Here is an 18,387-nt window from a genome sequence, read left to right on the forward strand (position 1 = left end):
TCAGCCTCGCACCTTGGCGCCGTAAAGAGCTGTGGCCAGATCTCGGATTGCAGCGCCGGTGCGCGGGCCAAAGCCAAGCAGATATGTCCCGTCCATGCGCACAATAGCCTTGGCAGTACCGGCAGGCGTTGTGGCAAGTGCGGTATTTGCCAAAAGCTGTTCCTGGGTGATGCCATTGGCACCACCCCGGTCCATCAACAGGATCAGGTCTGGCCGCGCCGTAATGATCGCCTCATCGCTGAGTTGCTTATAACCTGAAAAACCTTCGATCGCATTGACGCCGCCCGCCATGGCAATCACCCCATTGGCAGCCGTTCCGCTACCCGATGCCATGACCTTGCCACCCTGAATGCTGAGAATGAAAAGCACACGCTTGCGCGCACCGACATCCTTGGTCAGCGCCTCTGCGGCATCTATATCGGCACTGACTGAGGCCGCCAGTTCCAAAGCCTTGTCCCTCTCACCAAGCGCGGCCCCTACGGCGTGGATCTTGTCCACAATGCCATCCCGATCAAAACGCTCCGGGACCATGAATATGGGCACACTGGCCTTCTTCAACACATCGACCGCCTCACGCGGGCCACTGCCCTCCAGCGCAATAATGCCTTGCGGCCCCACAGAAAGAACGCCTTCAGGCGAAAGCTGGCGCATATAGCCCACATCAGGCAGCGCAAGTGCCGCCTCTGGGTAAAGACTGGTGGAATCACGCGCCACAAGCCTATTTTCCTGACCAAGCGCATAGATAATCTCGGTGATCGAACCACCGATCGCAACGATTCGCGCATCCTTTGGCAGGGCTGTCTGTGTCTCCTCAGCCAGAGCCGGAGACAGCGCAAAAGCGAACGCCATTACAGCCATGGGCAGCACCGCCATGGCGCGGCGAAGGGTGCAGACCTGTATCATGCGGCATCCACCTGATCCACGGCGAGAAGCGCCTCGACCAGCGCACGCCAGTCTGCGCGTTCACCCTCGCCTTCATGCCGCTTGCCGAAGAACTGAATGAACAATTCCCCATCCTTATTATAGGCCTCAATCGAAGTGACGTGGCCGTCCTTGGTCGGCTTGCGCACGGCCCACAGTTCCGAAATGTGGTCCTGCCGCAAGTGCAGATGGAATGTCTCGTCCATAACGTTCAGCCACGGACCCATTTCCTTGATTGTGTGGACCGGTCCCGAATGGATCTGGATGCAGCCCTTATTGCTGACAAAACACATGATCGGAATGGCACCCGTCACAGCGTCATCGAACATGGCCTTGACGCTGCCCGCATTGAGCTGCCAGGCAAAATCACGCCCGACATGGCGCACGGCAGCCTGGCGGTCGATCTTCAAAGCAGTCAGCATGCCAAAGAACTGGTGAACATCGGTCAATCCGCTCCAGCGCTCACGCAAGCTGGCCACGTCCACCGGATCGGCACTAATCTCGACGATTTTGCTCTCCCCATTCATTGTCGGCAGAGGCGCCATCGGCGATTGATCGTCTGAAACAAGGCTTGCCACCAATGCCTCAAAAGCTTGCAGATTGGAGGCCTCCCGCAAATGTATCTTGTGCACCGCCTGCCCTGCCGCATCAAAGAATTGCAGGCTGCGCCGCACTGTCTCTCCATCACGCTTTTCAACTGAAAAACCGTGCGCCCAACGTTGTGGGAAAATGCGCAGATCAATATCGGCACCCAGTACCATTGCATTGAACTCGCCGGTTACCACCTTGTCGTAGACGCCGATCTTCTCATGCACAGCACTCTCATTGCGTGTCAGCGCCATAACTTCGCCAACGGCTTCAAGACCGCCCAGAAGGTCGCTCACACGCGGCTCAATGCGCGTGACGGTCTCACCGAGAAACGCCGCGACGAACTCAGCTTCAGAGATGCCCAATTGGCCCGCAAGGTCGCGCTCGCGCATCTTCGAATTGTCAGCGCGTGCCTTGCGTATATCGGCTGGTGTCAGTCTCACCTGTGCATTCATGTCGATCCCCGGTCCGTTTACTTATTGAGAATGAGCTTGCCCTGCCGGGTGATTTTCAACCGGTAAAGCGCGCCATGATGTTCAATGCCGATCTCGCGCTGACCCACAAACAGGACAGTACTATCCACCACACGATGCGGCGCTGGCAGCATGCTGTCCGGCCCACGTGAAGGCGTGGAATTGCCCGCGCTGAATTCGTGTCTCGTGTGGCTGTTCATGGTCGTCCTCACGGTTCCGGGAGCGTCAAAATCAATGTTGACTCGTTTACTCATGTTTAATAGTGAGTGCAATACCGGAGTAATCGAGTCAAGTTTAAATTCGCATCCGGACAATCATTTGCAAGCGAGCGATGCGCCAGCCAGCATAACCGAACAGATAGGAATTAGGGGCATGGGGTTGGTATCAAGAAATACGGCAATTCTGCTGAGTGGGGCAGCACTGTTGGCGATGGGGCTGGGCGCTTCTCACGCGCAAGAGGTCGAAAAGACGGCCAGGCAGGGACGCGTCACGCTGCTCCAGCGCATCGTTGTTGGCGCTGGTACCGACAAGGTGGCAATTGATACGCCCCAGGCGGTCACCGTAGTCGAGCAGGAAGATATTGACCGCGCGCAGGCAACCACCGTCGGCGACATTTTTGCCCAGATCCCGGGCGTCACTGTCTCAGGCAGCGAACGCGTTCTGGGTGAAACCTTCAACATTCGCGGCATAGGTTCGCCCGAAAGTGGCTCCGAAGAAGGGCGCATCATCGTCACCGTAGATGGCGCCACCAAATATTACGAACAATACCGCATGGGCGGCTTCTTCAGCGACCCCGAGCTCTACAAGCGCGTCGAAGTCCTGCGCGGTCCTGCATCCTCGACCCTTTATGGCTCAGGCGCGCTTGGCGGCGTCATCAACTTCACCACCAAGGATGCATCCGATTTCATTGCCGACGGCCAGACAGGTGCACTACGCCTCAAGGGCGCGTTTAATTCCAACCGCAATGGCTGGCTGGGCGCGGCCATCCTGGCCCATCGCTTCAATGAGAACTTCGAAGTGCTGGCCGCTGGCAATTACCGCGTTGCCGATAATTACGTGACTGGAAACGGCACGGAAATCCGCAGCTCCTATTTTGAGGCCCCCTCCGGCCTGATCAAAGGCACCTTGGGCGATGGCAACGAGCAGACTATCCGCCTCTCCTACCAGCACTGGACCAGTAGCGCTTCCGATCAGGATTATGCACAGGTTTCCAGCGATAAGCCCGGCAGCGTTTTCGGCGCATTCGGCACCGTAGACCGCCTCGTGACTGACAAGACTGCTGTGCTTTCCTATGAAAACCCGGCAAGCGACAATCCATGGCTCAATCTTAAAGTTACGGGCTCCTACTCAGACACCTCCGTCGATCAGAGCAACCACAAGCCGTTTCCAGGCGACCCGGATTTTCCAAGCACGATCTTCCAGGACACCCGCTATGGCTATGAAACCTGGCAGTTCAACGTCCAGAATACCTTCGACTATACAGGTGAGAGTTTCGAGAACCATCTGACCATCGGCTCGCAAACCGCACGTCAGCACCGCACCACAGACACCGAGCTGCCCATCGGCACCCACCCCGAAGGCACCGATTTCCAGACCGGGATTTTCCTGCAAAACGAATTTGTCTGGAACGAAAGGCTGACAATCATCCCTGGCATCCGCTTCGATTTCCAGAGACTGGAAGCTGATGGCTCTGTGCGCGATGCACCCACTGTCGAAGACACGGCCATCTCGCCAAAGATAGCAGCCCTCTACCGCTTGAACGACACGCTGTCGGTGTTTGGCTCCTACGCCCATACCGAGCGTTTCCCCACACTCGACGAAATCTATTCGAGCGACTTCACCAGGGGCGGCATTCCCAATTACAGTATCAACCTGAACAAGGAGCGTTCGAATAATTACGAGGCAGGCTTTGCAGTCTCTGCCTACGATATTCTCCAGGGTGGCGATGCCCTTCAATTCAAAGCCACCGGCTTCTACAATGACATCACCGACCTGATTGAACGGCGTCGCAACGGCTATCCGCAATATGTCAATGTCGGAAAGGCTCATCTCTATGGTGCCGAGATCGAAATTGGCTATGATTCAGACTATGTCTTTGCCAATGCGGGCTACGCGCTCACCCGTGGCCGCAATGATGTGACGGGCGGCGGTCTCAACACAATTGCCCCTGATGAACTGTCGCTCACCATTGGCGGCCGCATGCCAGACCAAGACCTCTCATTTGGCTGGAAGGCGCGCTTTGTCGATAATCAGGATCGCGTCGCTGGCACCCCAAATACACGCGTCGCCACTCCCGGCTTCTCCGTTCATGATGTGTTTCTGAACTGGAAGCCCGAGGAAGGAAAGTTCGCAAACATCGAGGCAAGCTTCGGCATCGACAACATCTTCAACAAGCAATACCGCGAGTTCCTCTCCAACGATCCAGCCAAGGGCCGGACCTTCAAGGTCGCACTGATCAAGCAGTTTGGTTGGTAGAACAATGGCCTGTGCCCTTCCCGAAAGAGGTTTGGCACAGGCCCGGCACTTGGAGTGTTGCGCGTGAATGCCGTGGCAGAACCACGCCTGTTCACATCCGGCATAACGTGGGAAGGCACGTCGCCACGCGAGAGGGATGACCCGACAGTGGCGCTGGCAGAAGACGCATTTGCCAGCGCCGGTTTCTACTGTGATGAGCCGGAGCTTGTGGAGGGCAATCCCGATCTGGCAATCGCTGCGCCCGCGCCTCTGGCGCTTCCAGCTAGCGCTGGCAACCGCGCCCGCACCAGAACAACGATTGCCTTCTCGCTTTTCCTCCACGTCTCCATCGCCTCGGCATTTCTGGCGACAGCCAGCCAGCACATAGACATTGCCGGCGATGCCGCACCGTCTGTCACGCTTCTGGGGTTTACCGCCGTGGACCTTGCCATGGCAGGCGACGAGGTCGAGGTCACCCTGATTGCGCCGAGCGAACTGCCACGCCAGGTCGAACCGACCGAACCAACGCCACCGGAGCCGGCAGCGCGGGTTGTCCCCGAACCTGTGCCCGCTCTCGACGAACCTGCTCCGGAAGCTGCATCCGAAGCGCCGCCACCAACCGCAGAACCGGAGCCGGAGAAACCAGTTGAGGTGCCGTGGACAACGGCGCCGCTTGAAGCTTTGGCCTCTCCGCCTCCTGCCCCCTCCATCCTTTCGTCGGCGAAAGCTGATCCCACCAACACCGCGCCCATTGCGCAAGAAGAACATTCCGTCCGGCTCCCGGTCGTGGCTCCACGCCCTGCCAGCCAGCCCGCCACCCAGAAAGCACGCGCTCCTGAAAAGAAGCGCAAGCAACCTGTTGCGCCAAAACCCATGCCTGAACGCACGAAACCAGCTGAACCGACACCGAAGGCCGGCCGGCACCAACCCGTTCCCAGCACAAACAGGCCGGCGCGATCCGTCACCGACAAAGCCGCGCCAGCACAAGCTGCCGGCACCGCGATGAAACCCGCCGCAGGCGGCAGAGCCGGCAGGAGCAGAGCCCATGCCGCAAAAGGTGCCGCCGATGGCACAGCGCGCGCCAAGGCAACCACCAGCGGCAAGGCCTTCGGGCGCAATTTGACTGCCGGCAATGCGGCAGCCACAAACTATCCGGGCAAGGTCGCGGCAAAGCTGCGCCGCGCCGTGCGCAGTGTGTCCCGCCAGTTGCGGGCTACTGCATCCAATGATGTTCACGTCTCATTTGTGGTGTCGTCCGCCGGCGGTGTCGGAAGCATCCGCATCGCGCGCAGTTCGGGCTCGCCGGAACTTGATGCGGCGGCCCTTGCCATCGTACGCCGCGCCGCGCCTTTTCCGTCGATCCCTGCGGAGGCCCGCCGCACGAGCTGGGCCTTCGCCTTCCCGCTTGGTCTGGCGCGCTGACTCCTTGTTAAAATACAAAGGGCCCCGCAAGCGGGGCCCAGAGCAGAAACGACCGACACTGAAATGCCGGCAATTGTTCAGAAGCTTAGAAGCTGCGCTGGAAGCGCAGGAAACCGCCGAACTTGCCACCGTCAAACGCATCGACAGTGTCGTCATCGAAGTTGTCAGCATAGACAACTTCTGGCGTGATCGTCAGGCCGGGCACCAGTTCGTAAGCGACATTGGCAACGGCCGCGAAGTTCTGGTGATCGTCGTAGCTCAGCTGAACGTTGAAAGCTGCCTTCGGCGAAACTGTCGCCGTCATGCCGCCCCAGACAGCCCAGTCGCCGCCCCACTGACCGTAGAAGTTTGGCTCGCCAGCATCGTCGCTCTTGAAGCCACCCATGACGAAGGCCGAGATCGTTTGCGTGGCCACGAAGTCCAGGCGTGCCTTGGCAGCCCATTCTTCATAGACCGAATCATAGCCACCCATGACCGATACGCCGCCCCAGCCCTGCGTGAACTTCACACCGCCGGTGACGTGAGGAACATAGCTGTCGATCGTGTAATCGTCATAGCCTTCTTCCAGCGCCAGACCGGCCGAGAAGCCGTTGGTGCCGTGGAAAGTGTAAGAGATGGTGTGGATCGACTTTGAAGTCGGGCCATAGGCGATCAGATCGTCATTGATCACGTTGCCGGCATAGTTGGAGAACGTGTCAAAGAACGTATCGGTGCGACCGATCAGGAAGCCGCCGAGCTCGATGTAGGCGTGCTCAACGTCGACAGCCTGCTTCGTGCTGGTGACATCGCCGAAGTTGGTGGCGAGCGTTGTCGTGTCCCAGTTGAAATTGATCTGCATGAACGAGCGCAGCGTGCCGAGCTCGGTGTCGGTGCGGGCGTCAAGCTTCAGGGCTGCGCGAGCACGCTTGTAGTAGGTGTCGTTGAAGTCAACGATGCCGTTCACCAGGTCCTTCTTGTCGACCACGTCTTCGTGACCGAGGAAACCGGCGCCGATGTCGTAACGGACGTAGCCGCCAACGTTCAGGCAGGTTTCAGTACCTGGCATGTAATAAAATCCTGCGCCGTAAACGTCACAGACGCGAACATATTCAACTGGCTCCGGCTCCGCCAAAACGACAGGGTCCGCGGCGCGGGCGCCTGAAATGGCGACAAGCGATGCTGCCGATCCGAGAATAAGACTTCTGATATTCATTCTATGCTCCGAAAATTTTTGCGGGCAGTTCCGCAGAACCACACATTCAAAGGTGAACTAGCCCCCGCCGCTTCATTTGGGGATTCCCTCCCCGAGTGCACGAAAAAAAAATGCCTTTCGAGCGACCTCTTGGACGATGTGTTTGCCACTGTGGCCGAAAAGTAACGACTGCCGCAAAGGCAACCTCTAATTGCATCTGAAACTCTTTGCTGGAGGCCCAAGGTGGAACTGAGGAGGACCAAATTCCTGACCTTGCCATTGCCATCGGCGCGCTCTCCCGGCTGAGCCCAGCATGTGCGCGAATTTTTAGTGGGCAAGCAGGCTGGCATGCGCGACGCTTGCAACCACTTGCCGCAGATGCAGCCAGTGGCTACATGTCGGCAACCAAAGGAGACCCGCATGCTCGCTCTGATCCAGACCATCCTCATGGCGCTCGACATTTTCTGGTGGCTGATCATCGGTTCGGCGATCTTCTCCTGGCTCTATGCGTTCAATGTCGTCAATCCGCGCAACCAGGCCATCGCCGCGATCGGCAACGCGCTGTTTCGTGTGACGGAACCGGCCCTGAGGCCAATTCGGAACCGGATGCCAGATCTCGGTGGCATCGACATCGCACCCATCGTCCTCTTGCTCATCATCTTTTTCATCCGTCAGTTTCTGATCCAGACCGTCGCCCCGATGGTGATCTGAACCACATGCGCGCAAGCCCGGTCCGGCTACGCAGCGACGGTCTCGATATTCAGGTGAGGCTAACCCCGCGCGCCGCAACCGACACGATAGACGGACTGATGGAAGCCGCGGACGGCAGGATTTATATCAAGGTGCGCGTCCGTTCTGTGCCGGAAGGTGGCAGGGCAAACACTGCGCTGGAACGCCTCGTCAGCACATGGCTTGGTGTTCCGGTGCGGGATGTGGCGCTGGCGTCAGGCTCGACTTCGCGGATCAAGACCGTACGCATCGCGGGCGATCCAGCTGAAACCGCAAAACGGCTGCAAGGTCTGATCGGGTGCTTGGCGGATCCGTGATTTGCCCTTAGTTTGCATTTCTGACACGGAGCAAGGACGACATGCGTACATTCCCTGCAGCCCTTATGGTAATTCTAGTCTCAGCCCCTGCCCTGGCGGGTGAGATTTCGAGCGAATATACGGATCTGGATACGGTGAAAGATTGCGTCACCTATGCAACTGCTGCAGAAGGCGACGGTGAATGGGCCAATCTTGCCTGTGCCGGCTATCGCGGCTTTCCAGTGCTCCTTTCCTACAATGACGCACGTGAATCGCTTTTCTACGGCTTTCCGCCGGCAGGCGACGTTGCCCCGGCCTGGGAAAGCTTCAGCGCCTTCAATTCATCCGGCCCGAAGATCGAATGGCGCGTCGAGGCCTTCGGCGACCGCAAGGTCCCCTTCGCCACCATCCATCGTCGAAATGTCAGCAGTCCGGAAGACTCGGACACCAAAATTGAAGTGCTGGTGGTCTCAAAGGTTGCCCAGATGGTCGAGCGCGAAAGCTGTGTCATCGGGCTGGTGGTCGCCACGGGCAACAGCAGCGCCAATGAGATGGCCCGCAAGATCGCCGACGAACAGACCCTCACCTTTGTCTGCGGCGCAGATCAGCGCACTGTCGTCAGCGGAGATATAGAACTGCCCGAATTCTCCCGCACGGAGAACTGATACCCGCCCTATGAGGACCGGCTCCCCGGTGCCGCTGGCGCGGAACAAAATTCAGCATCGCGGTCAGCGGCAATCGCGTGCACTGTGTGCTGTTGCAATTGCGCGGCCAGTTCAGCCGGCTCGCCGTCTAGCGCTTCAAGGGCGATAGGTTTTCCGATCGTCACAGAAAAGGCGCGGCCCTTTTTGTTGAGCAGCTCATGGAAGATCGTCATGTCGCGCAGTTCGGTGGAATATTTGGACAGCAGATAAAACAGCCCCGAGTTACGCGCCGTGATCCGCGCCGGAACAACCGGATAGCGATAGCGACGGGCAAGCGAGACAATCGACGTCTGCCACGGGCGCTCGGTCAGAACATCTTCGTTCCAATAGGCTATGCGACCCGACGGAAACAGAACCACCGCCTTGTTGGCGGCGAAGGCGCGGGCTGTCATTTCAAGCGTATCGCGGCTCTTGGCGTGTGATTTTTCGCCCTGCCGCCATTCCACGGGAATAATCAGATCGCGTAGGCCATTGGCCACGCGCAGCGCATCGCGGTTGGCAAAGATCGCCATGTCGGGACGTACATTCTTCAGCACATCGAAAATCGCGACCCCGTCGGGGATGCCGGTCGGATGGGTGGGCGCGAGAATAAAACCCTCGTTTCTCGGAAGGTTTTCAAGGCCGTCCACCGTAACATCCAGTGACAGCAGGTCGCTGAGGTAGGACATGGCATCCCAACCGGACATGTCGGCAACCGTGTCGGCCATGTCGACCGCCTGGCGATAATGCAAAAAGCGCAGCAGGAACGGCCGCAGCAGCGGCCACATGGGATGGCGCGACAGCTTGGTCGACCGCTCGGCGATCATCTGGTCGACGATATGCGCATTGTCGCCTGTGGTTCCAAACCACCGCGCACCGAGCGTTGCTGTGAAGCCGGATGGCGTCATCCGCGAATCCATTCCCTGAACTCCGTTAGCGCTGTTTGGCCCAAACCTGTGACGCGGTCATGACACGCAGCCTACACCAAAAACGCCGCGAATGTTGTTCCTCGCGTGCCGCTAGCGGGAGGCCAGGCGTTCGATATCCTGCGCAACAGCCAGCCGCACAAGTTCTGCAAGTTCACGCGCGGCCCGGTTCTCAGCATCTCGAATTGCCCGCATTTTGGCAAATTCCTGCCGTGGGGCGTCATAGGACGAAGAAATCTGGCGGCGCCCACTCCCCACCGCCGCACCATCCTTGGACAGTCGGTAGTTCGAAACCATGGTGACTGTACCAGCCGTCGGCTCGTCTTCATCACCCACCTGAATGATCGCCGCAGCCTCTTTTTGCGCCACAACCCCAAGATCGAGCGTATAGACCGGACTGGCGGGTTGCCCCTTGCCACCACCGAACAGGAAAATCAGATGGTTGCGCATCTCCTGGCCATAGCGTGTCGATTCCGGTTTGATCGACACGGACTGAAGTGCCGTCCCCATATCGGCTCCCCCGCTTGTGGTCGCGACATAGGTTCCATAAAGCGGCCGCACAGTGCAGGCTGCAGTAAAGGCCACGCAGGTAACCACCGCTGCCCGAAGCAGCAGGCTCACGATAGTGCTGTTTCGCTCAGGCAACGACATTGACGATTCTCTGCGGAACGACGATCACTTTACGAGGCGGCTTGCCCTCAAGCGCCTTCTGCACGAAGTCGAGGGCGAGCGCCGCTTGCTCGACTGTACCTTGGTCTGCGTCGCGGGCAATTGTCAAATCGCCACGCTTCTTGCCGTTCACCTGCACCGGATAGGTGACATCATTGTCGACGGTTAGCCCCGCCTCAAAGGCAGGCCACGGCTGGTTGGCGACGAAATCCTGGCCACCCAGGGCCGACCAGCATTCCTCTGCCAGATGCGGCATCATCGGCGCGATCATCAGGACCAGCATTTCCGTGGCTTCACGCAGGGCACCCGCCATCTCTGGCTTCGCCGTGCCGGCCGCCAGCGGGCCTGCCTGCGCGTTCAACACATTGACCAGTTCGTAGAGCCGCGCGACGGCCTTGTTGAAGCCAAGCCGACCGATATCCTCACCCACTGCCTTTACTGTCTTATGGGCAGCCGCGGAAAGCTGCGCAGCTTCGCCCGCACTGCCTGCCTGCGGCGCGATGCCGGCCAGATGCGGCGCGGTTTCCGAGACCAGCCGCCAGACGCGCTGCACAAAGCGGTGCGCGCCTTCAACGCCGGCCTCGGTCCAGATCACGTCGCGTTCAGGCGGGGAATCCGACAGCACAAACCAGCGCGCGGTGTCGGCACCATAGCTGGCCAGAATGTCATCGGGATCAACCACATTCTTCTTCGATTTCGACATCTTCTCGATAGCGCCGATCTCGACCGGAGAGCCGTCGGCAATCAGCGTTGCACTGCGCTTTCCATCGATCTCCTCGATCTCCACCTCTGACGGCTGAACAAAGCGACCCTTGCCACCGCTACCGGCACGATAGGTCTCGTGCACCACCATGCCCTGCGTGAAAAGCCCGTCGAATGGCTCTTCAACGGCATTCAGATGCCCGGTAACCTTCATCGCCCGTATGAAGAACCGTGAATAAAGCAGATGCAGGATCGCATGCTCGACACCGCCAATATACTGGTTCACCGGCAGCCAGCCGTTGGCCCCGTCCACCGCCGAAAGCGTCGTTGGCGCGTTTTCATTCCACGGATCGGTAAAGCGGGCAAAATACCATGACGAATCCACAAATGTATCCATCGTGTCGGTATCGCGCACGGCCTTTGAGCCACATGTCGGACAGTCCACATGCTTCCATGTCGGATGGTGATCCAGTGGGTTGCCAGGCTTATCAAAAGTAACGTCCATCGGCAGTTCGACCGGCAGATCCTTGTCTGGCACCGGTACAGCACCACAGGACTGGCAGTGGATGACCGGGATGGGGCAGCCCCAATAGCGCTGGCGCGAAATCAGCCAGTCGCGCAGGCGAAACTGCACCTTGCGTTCGCCCTGTGGACGCCCATTGATCGTGGTCTCGCTCAGCCGCTTCGCAACGTCATCAAAAGCCGCCTTCGGCGTCATGCCATTGAGAAAGCGCGAATTGATCATCACGCCATCATCAACAAACGCCTCGTCGATGATCTGGAATGTCGCTGCATCGCCATCTTCAGGCATGACGACAGGCACAACTTTCAGGCCATACTTGTTGGCGAAATCAAGATCCCGCTGGTCGCCGGACGGGCAGCCAAAGATCGCGCCCGTGCCGTAATCCATCAGCACGAAATTGGCGACATAGACCGGCAGCGTCCAGCTTTCATCAAACGGATGAACCACGCGAACACCGGTGTCAAAGCCCCGCTTTTCGGCAGTTTCCAACGCTTCGGCCGAGGTGCCCATATGGCGCACTTCATCGATGAACGCCTTCAGTTCGGGGTTATTTTCAGCCGCCTTGCGCGCCAGGGGATGATCCGCGGCCACTGCCATGAAGGAAGCGCCGAAAATCGTATCCGGCCGGGTCGTGTAAACCTCCAGCTCGCTCTCGCCCTCCGGCGCGCTTGCGGCATCAAGCTTCCAGCGCAGCAACATGCCTTCCGAGCGGCCAATCCAGTTCGCCTGCATGGTGCGCACTTTTTCGGGCCAGCGGTCGAGCGTATCCAGCCCGTCCAGAAGCTCCTGCGCCATGCTCGTGATCTTGAAAAACCATTGCGTCAGGTCACGCTGTTCCACCAGCGCATCCGAGCGCCAGCCGCGACCGTCGATCACCTGCTCGTTGGCGAGCACCGTCATGTCGACGGGGTCCCAGTTCACCTTGGCCGACCGGCGCTCCACCAGCCCGGCACTCCAAAAATCAACGAACAGCTTTTGCTGGTGGCGATAATAATCTGGATCACAGGTGGCGAATTCGCGCGCCCAGTCCAGCGAGAGACCCATGGTCTTGAGCTGGCCCTTCATTGTCTCGATATTGGCATAGGTCCAGTCGCGCGGATTGACCTTGTTGTCGCGCGCCGCATTCTCGGCCGGAAGACCGAATGCATCCCAGCCCATCGGATGCAGCACATTGTAGCCCATGGCCCGGCGCCAGCGGGCGATGACATCGCCCATCGTATAGTTGCGCACGTGGCCCATATGGATGCGACCCGACGGATAGGGGAACATCTCGAGCACAAAATATTTCGGGCGCGGGTCGTCATTCTTCGTGGTGAAGAGTTCCGCCTCGTTCCACGCCTTTTGCCACTTCGGCTCTGCTGCGCGAGGGTTGTATCGTTCGGTTGCCATGCCCGTATTTTCGCCTATGAAGAAATGCCGGAGACGTTCACCATGCTTTGCCGAACCCGTCAACTCCGGGCGGCAAATGGAGACTAGGAAGAAGCGTTCATGCACGACATAACCGCCGCTTTTCATGAGGTAAAACAGCGCATTGCCGCCGCTTCTGAGGAGGCCGGGAGGCCGGCGGATGCAGTGACGCTGGTGGCTGTATCAAAGACCTTTGACGCTGACGAAATCCGTCCCGTCCTCGACGGAGGCCAGCGCGTCTTCGGCGAGAACCGGGTCCAGGAGGCGCAAGGCAAATGGCCTGCTCTGCGGGCTGCGTTTCCAGACCTCGAGCTGCACCTGATCGGCCCGCTCCAATCCAACAAGGCAGCCGACGCGGTGGCGCTGTTTGATGTGATCGAAACCGTCGACCGTGAAAAGATCGCAGCCGCGCTCGGCGCCGAAATCACAAAACAAAAGAAAGACTTGCGGCTTTATGTCCAGGTCAACACAGGCTCCGAACCACAAAAGGCCGGCATCGAGCCAACCGAGGCAGTCGCCTTCGTCTCGCGCTGCCGTGATGTCCATGGCCTCAAGATCGAAGGCCTGATGTGCATCCCGCCCGCCGACGAGAATCCCGGCCCCCATTTTGCCCTCCTGGAAAAGCTTTCCCGCGAGGCCGGCGTGGCAAAACTTTCGATGGGCATGTCGGGTGATTATGAAACCGCCACCGCCTTTGGTGCCACCAGTGTGCGCGTCGGTTCCGCCATTTTCGGCTCCCGCTAGGCCAGCTGTGCCGCGAAGTTGGGTCAAAGGGCGACGCTTTGAGCCAGAAAATCGACAAACGCCCGGACCCGCGCCGGCAAATGGCGCGACGCCCCGACATAAACGGCATGGACCGGCTCTGCCTCTCGGGAGCGAAACGCGCCCATCACCTCGATCAGTCGACCGTCTGCCATATCCCGCGCGACATGCCACCGCGCCAGTTGCGCGATGCCGCCTCCGGCCAACGCCAGAAGACGCATAGCCTCCCCATCACTGACCAGCGGCCCGCCTGAGGGCACCACCCGAATGTCATCCCCGTCCCGGCCCGTCAGTGTCCACCCGGCGACATGGCGTGTGAAACAAAAGCCAATCAGGCTGTGCCGGTCGAGATCGGCCGGTGCATCCGGTGTCCCGTGCTTTTCGAGATAGGCTGGAGCTGCCACAAGCACCATCGGGCTTTGGCCAAGCTTGCGTGCCGTCAACCGCGAATCTGCAAGCGGCCCGGCGCGGATGGCGACATCGGCCCGCTCGTCGAGAAGGTCGACGATCCGGTCGGTCAACATCAGATCCACCTGCACTTCGGGATGTGCCACCTGAAAGGCCGGGATCAACGGGATCAGCACATGCTGGCCGAACGGCACGAACGAGTTCACCCGCAGTCGGCCTCGCGGCGCAGCCCCCCGTGAAGCCTCGCGCTCGGCCTCGTCTAGGTCAGCCAGTATTTGCAGGCCTTTTTCATAAAAAGCCGCACCTTCCGCGGTGACCTGCAATTTGCGTGTCGTGCGGCGCAAAAGCACGGTGCCCAGCCGATCTTCGAGCCGTGTCACCAGCTTGCTGACTGCCGACGGTGTCAGCCGCAACGCGCGCCCTGCAGCCGACAGGCTGCCCAGCTCGACTACCCTTAAAAAGACTTCGATCTCGCCGGATCGGTTGAGTTCTATGTGGCTCATTTGTGAATGTATTTCACATTATGTTGCTCAAATTCAAGTCTGGCTCACAAATCCTCTCGCACCCATCTCCAGCCAACCAGCGCGCAATCGCGTTCCTCACCAAAGGACAAGCAGATGGAATATAGAAATCTCGGCGCATCCGGCCTCAGGGTGCCGGCTCTCAGTTTTGGAGCCGGCACTTTTGGCGGCTCCGGCCCCCTGTTCGGCGCCTGGGGCACCAGTGATGCGCAGGAAGCGCGACGCTTGGTTGACATCTGCCTCGATGCCGGCGTCAATTTGTTCGACAGCGCCGATGTCTATTCGGACGGCGCCTCCGAAACTGTGCTGGGCGAGGCGATCAAAGGCCGCCGCGACAAAGTGCTGATCTCGACAAAGATGGCCTTGCCGACAGGCGATGGCCCGGCTGACTACGGCACCTCGCGTTCGCGGTTGATCAGCGCGGTCGACAAGGCGCTGAAACGTCTCGGCACCGACTATATCGATCTTCTGCAGCTACACGCCTATGACGCCGCGACGCCGATTGAGGAAGTGATGTCGACGCTGGACGCGCTGATCCGCGCCGGCAAGCTGCGTTACACCGGCGTCTCCAACTTTTCCGGTTGGCAGCTGATGAAATCGCAAGGCATCGCCCAGCAGAATGGCTGGTCGCCCTATGTCGCCCACCAGGTCTATTATTCGCTTCTGGGTCGCGATTACGAATGGGAGCTGATGCCGCTGGGCCGCGATCAGGGCGTTGGCGCGCTGGTATGGTCGCCGCTCGGCTGGGGCCGCCTGACCGGAAAGATCCGCCGCGGCACACCGCTTCCCGAAGGCAGTCGTCTGCACGAAACGGCGCAGTTTGGCCCGCCCGTCGAGGACGAGCATCTGTTCAAGGTAGTCGAGGCGCTGGACGCCGTAACGAAGGAAACCGGCAAGACCGTGCCGCAGATCGCCATCAACTGGCTGCTCCAGCGACCGACAGTCTCGTCCGTCATCATCGGCGCCCGCAATGAAAAGCAGCTGCGCGACAATCTGGGCGCGGTCGGATGGGCGCTGAGCGCAGACCAGATAGCAAGGCTCGATGCGGCCAGCGCAGTGACCGCGCCCTACCCCTATTTCCCCTACCAACGCCAGGAAGGATTTGCCCGGCTGAACCCGCCGATGGTGTGAGCTGCCTGCAGCAGGGAACGGTGCACTGCACCGCTCCCCTCCCCCCTCAATGCAAGATCAGCTCCCCGCTCACATTGCGCCATTCCGACGGCGCGATCAGCTGCTTGTGGGTATAGGCGACCGAATGCAGCGGCCCGTCGAGCGTGGCTTTCCAGAACTCGATGAAGTGAAACAGTGCCGGGAATTTCGGTGCCACATCATAGTGCTGCCAGAGAAACGTCTGCAGCACATGCGGGTGGTCGGGCATATGATACAGAAACTGTGCGGTGGTGAGGCCGTAGCCCCTCAGCATCATGTCCATCTCGGCATTGTTACGCATGTCAGTCCTTCCGGCGCTGTTACGTTTGCGAAGACCAGTGTGATCCTCGAACCTTAATGGATTCTTGAAGGCCGACATCCCCGACCCTTTTCCCTCAGGAAAAACAATATGTTAGCAGCCTCTTTAGGGGAGTGCTGACGTCGAAACAGGCAAATAGCCAGCGCCTGGCTGCGTCAAGCCGCCACCGGGTCCATCGTCTAATGTTGTGGTTGAGTGCCAAATGCTAATAATGCCGCCGACCGCCTGCACGATCGGCAGCGCGATAGTGCATGACCTGGGGAGGGTACCAACAATGTCCGACGCAAAACTTCATCGCGTCCAGCCGGCCTGGCGCGAACGCGCCCTCATCGACAATGATACCTACCTCAAATGGTATCGCGACAGCGTGAAAAACCCCGACAAGTTCTGGGACAAGCACGGCAAGCGCATCGACTGGTTCAAGCCCTACACCAAGGTGAAGAACACCAGCTTTACCGGCAAAGTGTCGATCAAATGGTTCGAGGACGGCCTCACCAATGTTGCCTACAATTGCATTGACCGGCATTTGAAGAAGCGCGGCACCCAGACCGCCATCATCTGGGAAGGCGACAACCCCTACGACGACAAGAAGGTCACTTACAACGAGCTCTACGAGCACGTCTGCCGGCTGGCCAATGTGATGAAAGCGCACGGCGTCACGAAGGGTGACCGGGTCACCATCTACATGCCGATGATCGTCGAGGCGACCTATGCCATGCTCGCCTGCGCGCGCATTGGCGCGGTGCATTCGGTCGTCTTCGGCGGGTTTTCACCCGACGCGCTGGCCGGTCGCATCGACGACTGTAAATCCACCTTTGTCATCACCGCCGATGAGGGTTTGCGCGGTGGCAAGACCATCCCGCTGAAGGAAAACACCGACCGCGCAGTCGACATTGCCGAAAAGGCCGGCACGACGGTCAAAACTGTTCTGGTCGTGCGCCGCACCGGCGGCAAGATCGGCTGGGCTGATGGCCGCGACGTCTGGTACCACGACGCAGTCCAGGCAGTGAAGCCGGACTGCAAGCCCGAAAAGATGAAGGCGGAAGACCCGTTGTTCATCCTCTACACCTCCGGCTCGACCGGCAAGCCGAAGGGCGTGCTGCACACCACCGGCGGCTATCTGGTCTATGCGTCGATGACGCATGAATATGTATTCGACTATCACGAAGGCGATATCTACTGGTGCACCGCCGATGTCGGCTGGGTCACCGGCCACAGCTACATCGTCTATGGCCCACTCGCCAATGGCGCCACCACGCTGATGTTTGAAGGCGTGCCCAACTACCCGACGCCGGCTCGCTTCTGGGAGGTGGTCGACAAGCACCAGGTCAATATTTTCTACACCGCCCCCACCGCCATCCGCGCGCTGATGGGCGCCGGCAACGACTATGTGACCAAAAAATCCTCGCGCAAAAGCCTCAGGGTTCTGGGTTCGGTTGGCGAACCTATTAATCCGGAAGCCTGGGACTGGTATTTCAACATTGTCGGCAACAAGAAGGTGCCTATTGTCGACACCTGGTGGCAGACCGAGACCGGCGGCATTCTGATCACCCCGCTGCCAGGTGCGACCGACCTGAAGGCAGGCTCGGCGACACGCCCCTTCTTCGGAATCCAGCCGCAGCTGGTCGATGGCGAGGGCACCGTGCTCGAAGGGGCTGCCGACGGCAATCTGTGCATCGCCGATTCCTGGCCAGGCCAGATGCGCACCGTCTATGGCGACCATGAACGCTTCATCCAGACCTATTTCTCCACCTACAAGGGCAAATATTTCACCGGTGATGGCTGCCGGCGCGATGCCGACGGCTATTACTGGATCACCGGCCGCGTGGATGATGTGCTCAATGTTTCGGGCCACCGCATGGGAACGGCGGAGGTTGAATCAGCGCTGGTCAGCCACGCAAAAGTCTCTGAGGCGGCCGTCGTCGGCTATCCCCACGACATCAAGGGACAGGGCATTTATTGCTACGTCACGCTGATGGCCGGCGAGGAATGGACCGACGATCTGCGCAAGGAGCTGGTTGCCCATGTGCGCAAGGAAATCGGCGCCATCGCCTCACCCGACAAGATCCAGTTCGCGCCCGGCCTGCCCAAGACGCGCTCCGGCAAAATCATGCGCCGCATCCTGCGCAAGATCGCCGAGGATGATTTTGGTGCGCTCGGCGACACCTCGACCCTGGCCGATCCGGCTGTCGTGGATGATCTTGTCGCCAACCGGCAAAACAAAAAGGGGTGAATCCCTTATCTGGCGCGTCACTCTGACGGCG

General features: G+C 59.5%; 17 protein-coding genes. 8 read left to right on the top strand and 9 right to left on the bottom strand.

The features are described 5' to 3' along the window. Genes GA830_RS03155 through hemP form a run of 3 tightly spaced genes read right to left on the bottom strand, consistent with a single transcriptional unit; the run spans nt 1 to nt 2,182 of the window. Entirely contained in the window at nt 1-903 is a 903-nt protein-coding gene (locus GA830_RS03155; RefSeq protein ID WP_195163665.1) for a heme/hemin ABC transporter substrate-binding protein, read from the bottom strand. Next, a complete protein-coding gene (locus GA830_RS03160; protein WP_195163666.1) occupies nt 900-1,964 on the bottom strand; it encodes a hemin-degrading factor in 1,065 nt (354 codons plus the stop codon). The genes GA830_RS03155 and GA830_RS03160 overlap by 4 nt, the downstream gene beginning before the upstream one ends. Nucleotides 1,965-1,981: 17 nt before the next feature. Beyond that, nucleotides 1,982-2,182 carry a hemin uptake protein HemP gene (hemP, locus tag GA830_RS03165; RefSeq protein WP_374939289.1) on the bottom strand — a complete coding sequence of 67 codons (201 nt, stop codon included), beginning with the start codon at nt 2,180-2,182 and terminating at the stop codon, nt 1,982-1,984. A 172-nt stretch (nt 2,183-2,354) separates the two neighbouring features. Here hemP and GA830_RS03170 point away from each other — a divergent pair, with 172 nt between their 5' ends. After that, the gene (locus tag GA830_RS03170; protein ID WP_195163667.1) at nt 2,355-4,457 is read left to right on the top strand and encodes a TonB-dependent receptor domain-containing protein; all 2,103 of its coding nucleotides are present in this window, start codon (nt 2,355-2,357) and stop codon (nt 4,455-4,457) included. A 63-nt stretch (nt 4,458-4,520) separates the two neighbouring features. Beyond that, nucleotides 4,521-5,858 carry a TonB family protein gene (locus tag GA830_RS03175; protein ID WP_195163668.1) on the top strand — a complete coding sequence of 446 codons (1,338 nt, stop codon included), beginning with the start codon at nt 4,521-4,523 and terminating at the stop codon, nt 5,856-5,858. Nucleotides 5,859-5,943: 85 nt separating this feature from the next. Here the strand turns inward: GA830_RS03175 and GA830_RS03180 are convergent, their stop codons facing one another. Next, complete coding sequence (locus tag GA830_RS03180) at nt 5,944-7,050, bottom strand: porin (protein WP_195163669.1); 1,107 nt, start codon at nt 7,048-7,050, stop codon at nt 5,944-5,946. Nucleotides 7,051-7,449: 399 nt separating this feature from the next. Between GA830_RS03180 and GA830_RS03185 the strand changes: the two genes are divergently transcribed. Genes GA830_RS03185 through GA830_RS03195 form a run of 3 tightly spaced genes read left to right on the top strand, consistent with a single transcriptional unit; the run spans nt 7,450 to nt 8,719 of the window. Further along, nucleotides 7,450-7,740: a YggT family protein gene (locus GA830_RS03185; protein WP_195163670.1), complete on the top strand. Its 291-nt coding sequence runs from the start codon at nt 7,450-7,452 to the stop codon at nt 7,738-7,740. 5 nt (nt 7,741-7,745) lie between these two features. Continuing rightward, nucleotides 7,746-8,075 carry a DUF167 family protein gene (locus tag GA830_RS03190; RefSeq protein ID WP_195163671.1) on the top strand — a complete coding sequence of 110 codons (330 nt, stop codon included), beginning with the start codon at nt 7,746-7,748 and terminating at the stop codon, nt 8,073-8,075. 41 nt (nt 8,076-8,116) lie between these two features. Then, a complete protein-coding gene (locus tag GA830_RS03195; RefSeq protein ID WP_195163672.1) occupies nt 8,117-8,719 on the top strand; it encodes a hypothetical protein in 603 nt (200 codons plus the stop codon). An 8-nt stretch (nt 8,720-8,727) separates the two neighbouring features. On the opposite strand, the gene GA830_RS03200 is transcribed toward GA830_RS03195, so the two are convergent. From GA830_RS03200 to leuS, 3 genes are all read right to left on the bottom strand, one after another. After that, nucleotides 8,728-9,657: a 1-acyl-sn-glycerol-3-phosphate acyltransferase gene (locus GA830_RS03200; protein WP_195163673.1), complete on the bottom strand. Its 930-nt coding sequence runs from the start codon at nt 9,655-9,657 to the stop codon at nt 8,728-8,730. Between the two features lie 99 nt (nt 9,658-9,756). Continuing rightward, complete coding sequence (locus tag GA830_RS03205) at nt 9,757-10,284, bottom strand: LPS assembly lipoprotein LptE (protein WP_308460466.1); 528 nt, start codon at nt 10,282-10,284, stop codon at nt 9,757-9,759. A 16-nt stretch (nt 10,285-10,300) separates the two neighbouring features. Next, nucleotides 10,301-12,946: a leucine--tRNA ligase gene (gene leuS / locus GA830_RS03210; protein WP_195163675.1), complete on the bottom strand. Its 2,646-nt coding sequence runs from the start codon at nt 12,944-12,946 to the stop codon at nt 10,301-10,303. 99 nt (nt 12,947-13,045) lie between these two features. Here leuS and GA830_RS03215 point away from each other — a divergent pair, with 99 nt between their 5' ends. Continuing rightward, on the top strand, nt 13,046-13,708 hold the full coding sequence (locus GA830_RS03215) for a YggS family pyridoxal phosphate-dependent enzyme (RefSeq protein WP_195163676.1): 663 nt from the start codon (nt 13,046-13,048) through the stop codon (nt 13,706-13,708). Nucleotides 13,709-13,731: 23 nt separating this feature from the next. Here GA830_RS03215 and GA830_RS03220 read toward each other — a convergent pair whose 3' ends face one another. Continuing rightward, nucleotides 13,732-14,637, bottom strand: coding sequence for a LysR family transcriptional regulator (locus GA830_RS03220; RefSeq protein ID WP_195163677.1), 906 nt, complete (start codon nt 14,635-14,637; stop codon nt 13,732-13,734). A 114-nt stretch (nt 14,638-14,751) separates the two neighbouring features. On the opposite strand from GA830_RS03220, the gene GA830_RS03225 reads away from it, so the two are divergent. Beyond that, on the top strand, nt 14,752-15,786 hold the full coding sequence (locus tag GA830_RS03225; protein ID WP_195163678.1) for an aldo/keto reductase: 1,035 nt from the start codon (nt 14,752-14,754) through the stop codon (nt 15,784-15,786). Nucleotides 15,787-15,832: 46 nt separating this feature from the next. On the opposite strand, the gene GA830_RS03230 is transcribed toward GA830_RS03225, so the two are convergent. Continuing rightward, nucleotides 15,833-16,105 carry an usg protein gene (locus tag GA830_RS03230; protein WP_195163679.1) on the bottom strand — a complete coding sequence of 91 codons (273 nt, stop codon included), beginning with the start codon at nt 16,103-16,105 and terminating at the stop codon, nt 15,833-15,835. 292 nt (nt 16,106-16,397) lie between these two features. Here GA830_RS03230 and acs point away from each other — a divergent pair, with 292 nt between their 5' ends. After that, the gene (gene acs / locus GA830_RS03235; protein ID WP_195163680.1) at nt 16,398-18,356 is read left to right on the top strand and encodes an acetate--CoA ligase; all 1,959 of its coding nucleotides are present in this window, start codon (nt 16,398-16,400) and stop codon (nt 18,354-18,356) included. Nucleotides 18,357-18,387 lie beyond the last annotated feature (31 nt).

Origin of the sequence: Mesorhizobium sp. NBSH29, from assembly GCF_015500055.1 — a bacterium.
Classification (GTDB): domain Bacteria; phylum Pseudomonadota; class Alphaproteobacteria; order Rhizobiales; family Rhizobiaceae; genus Neomesorhizobium.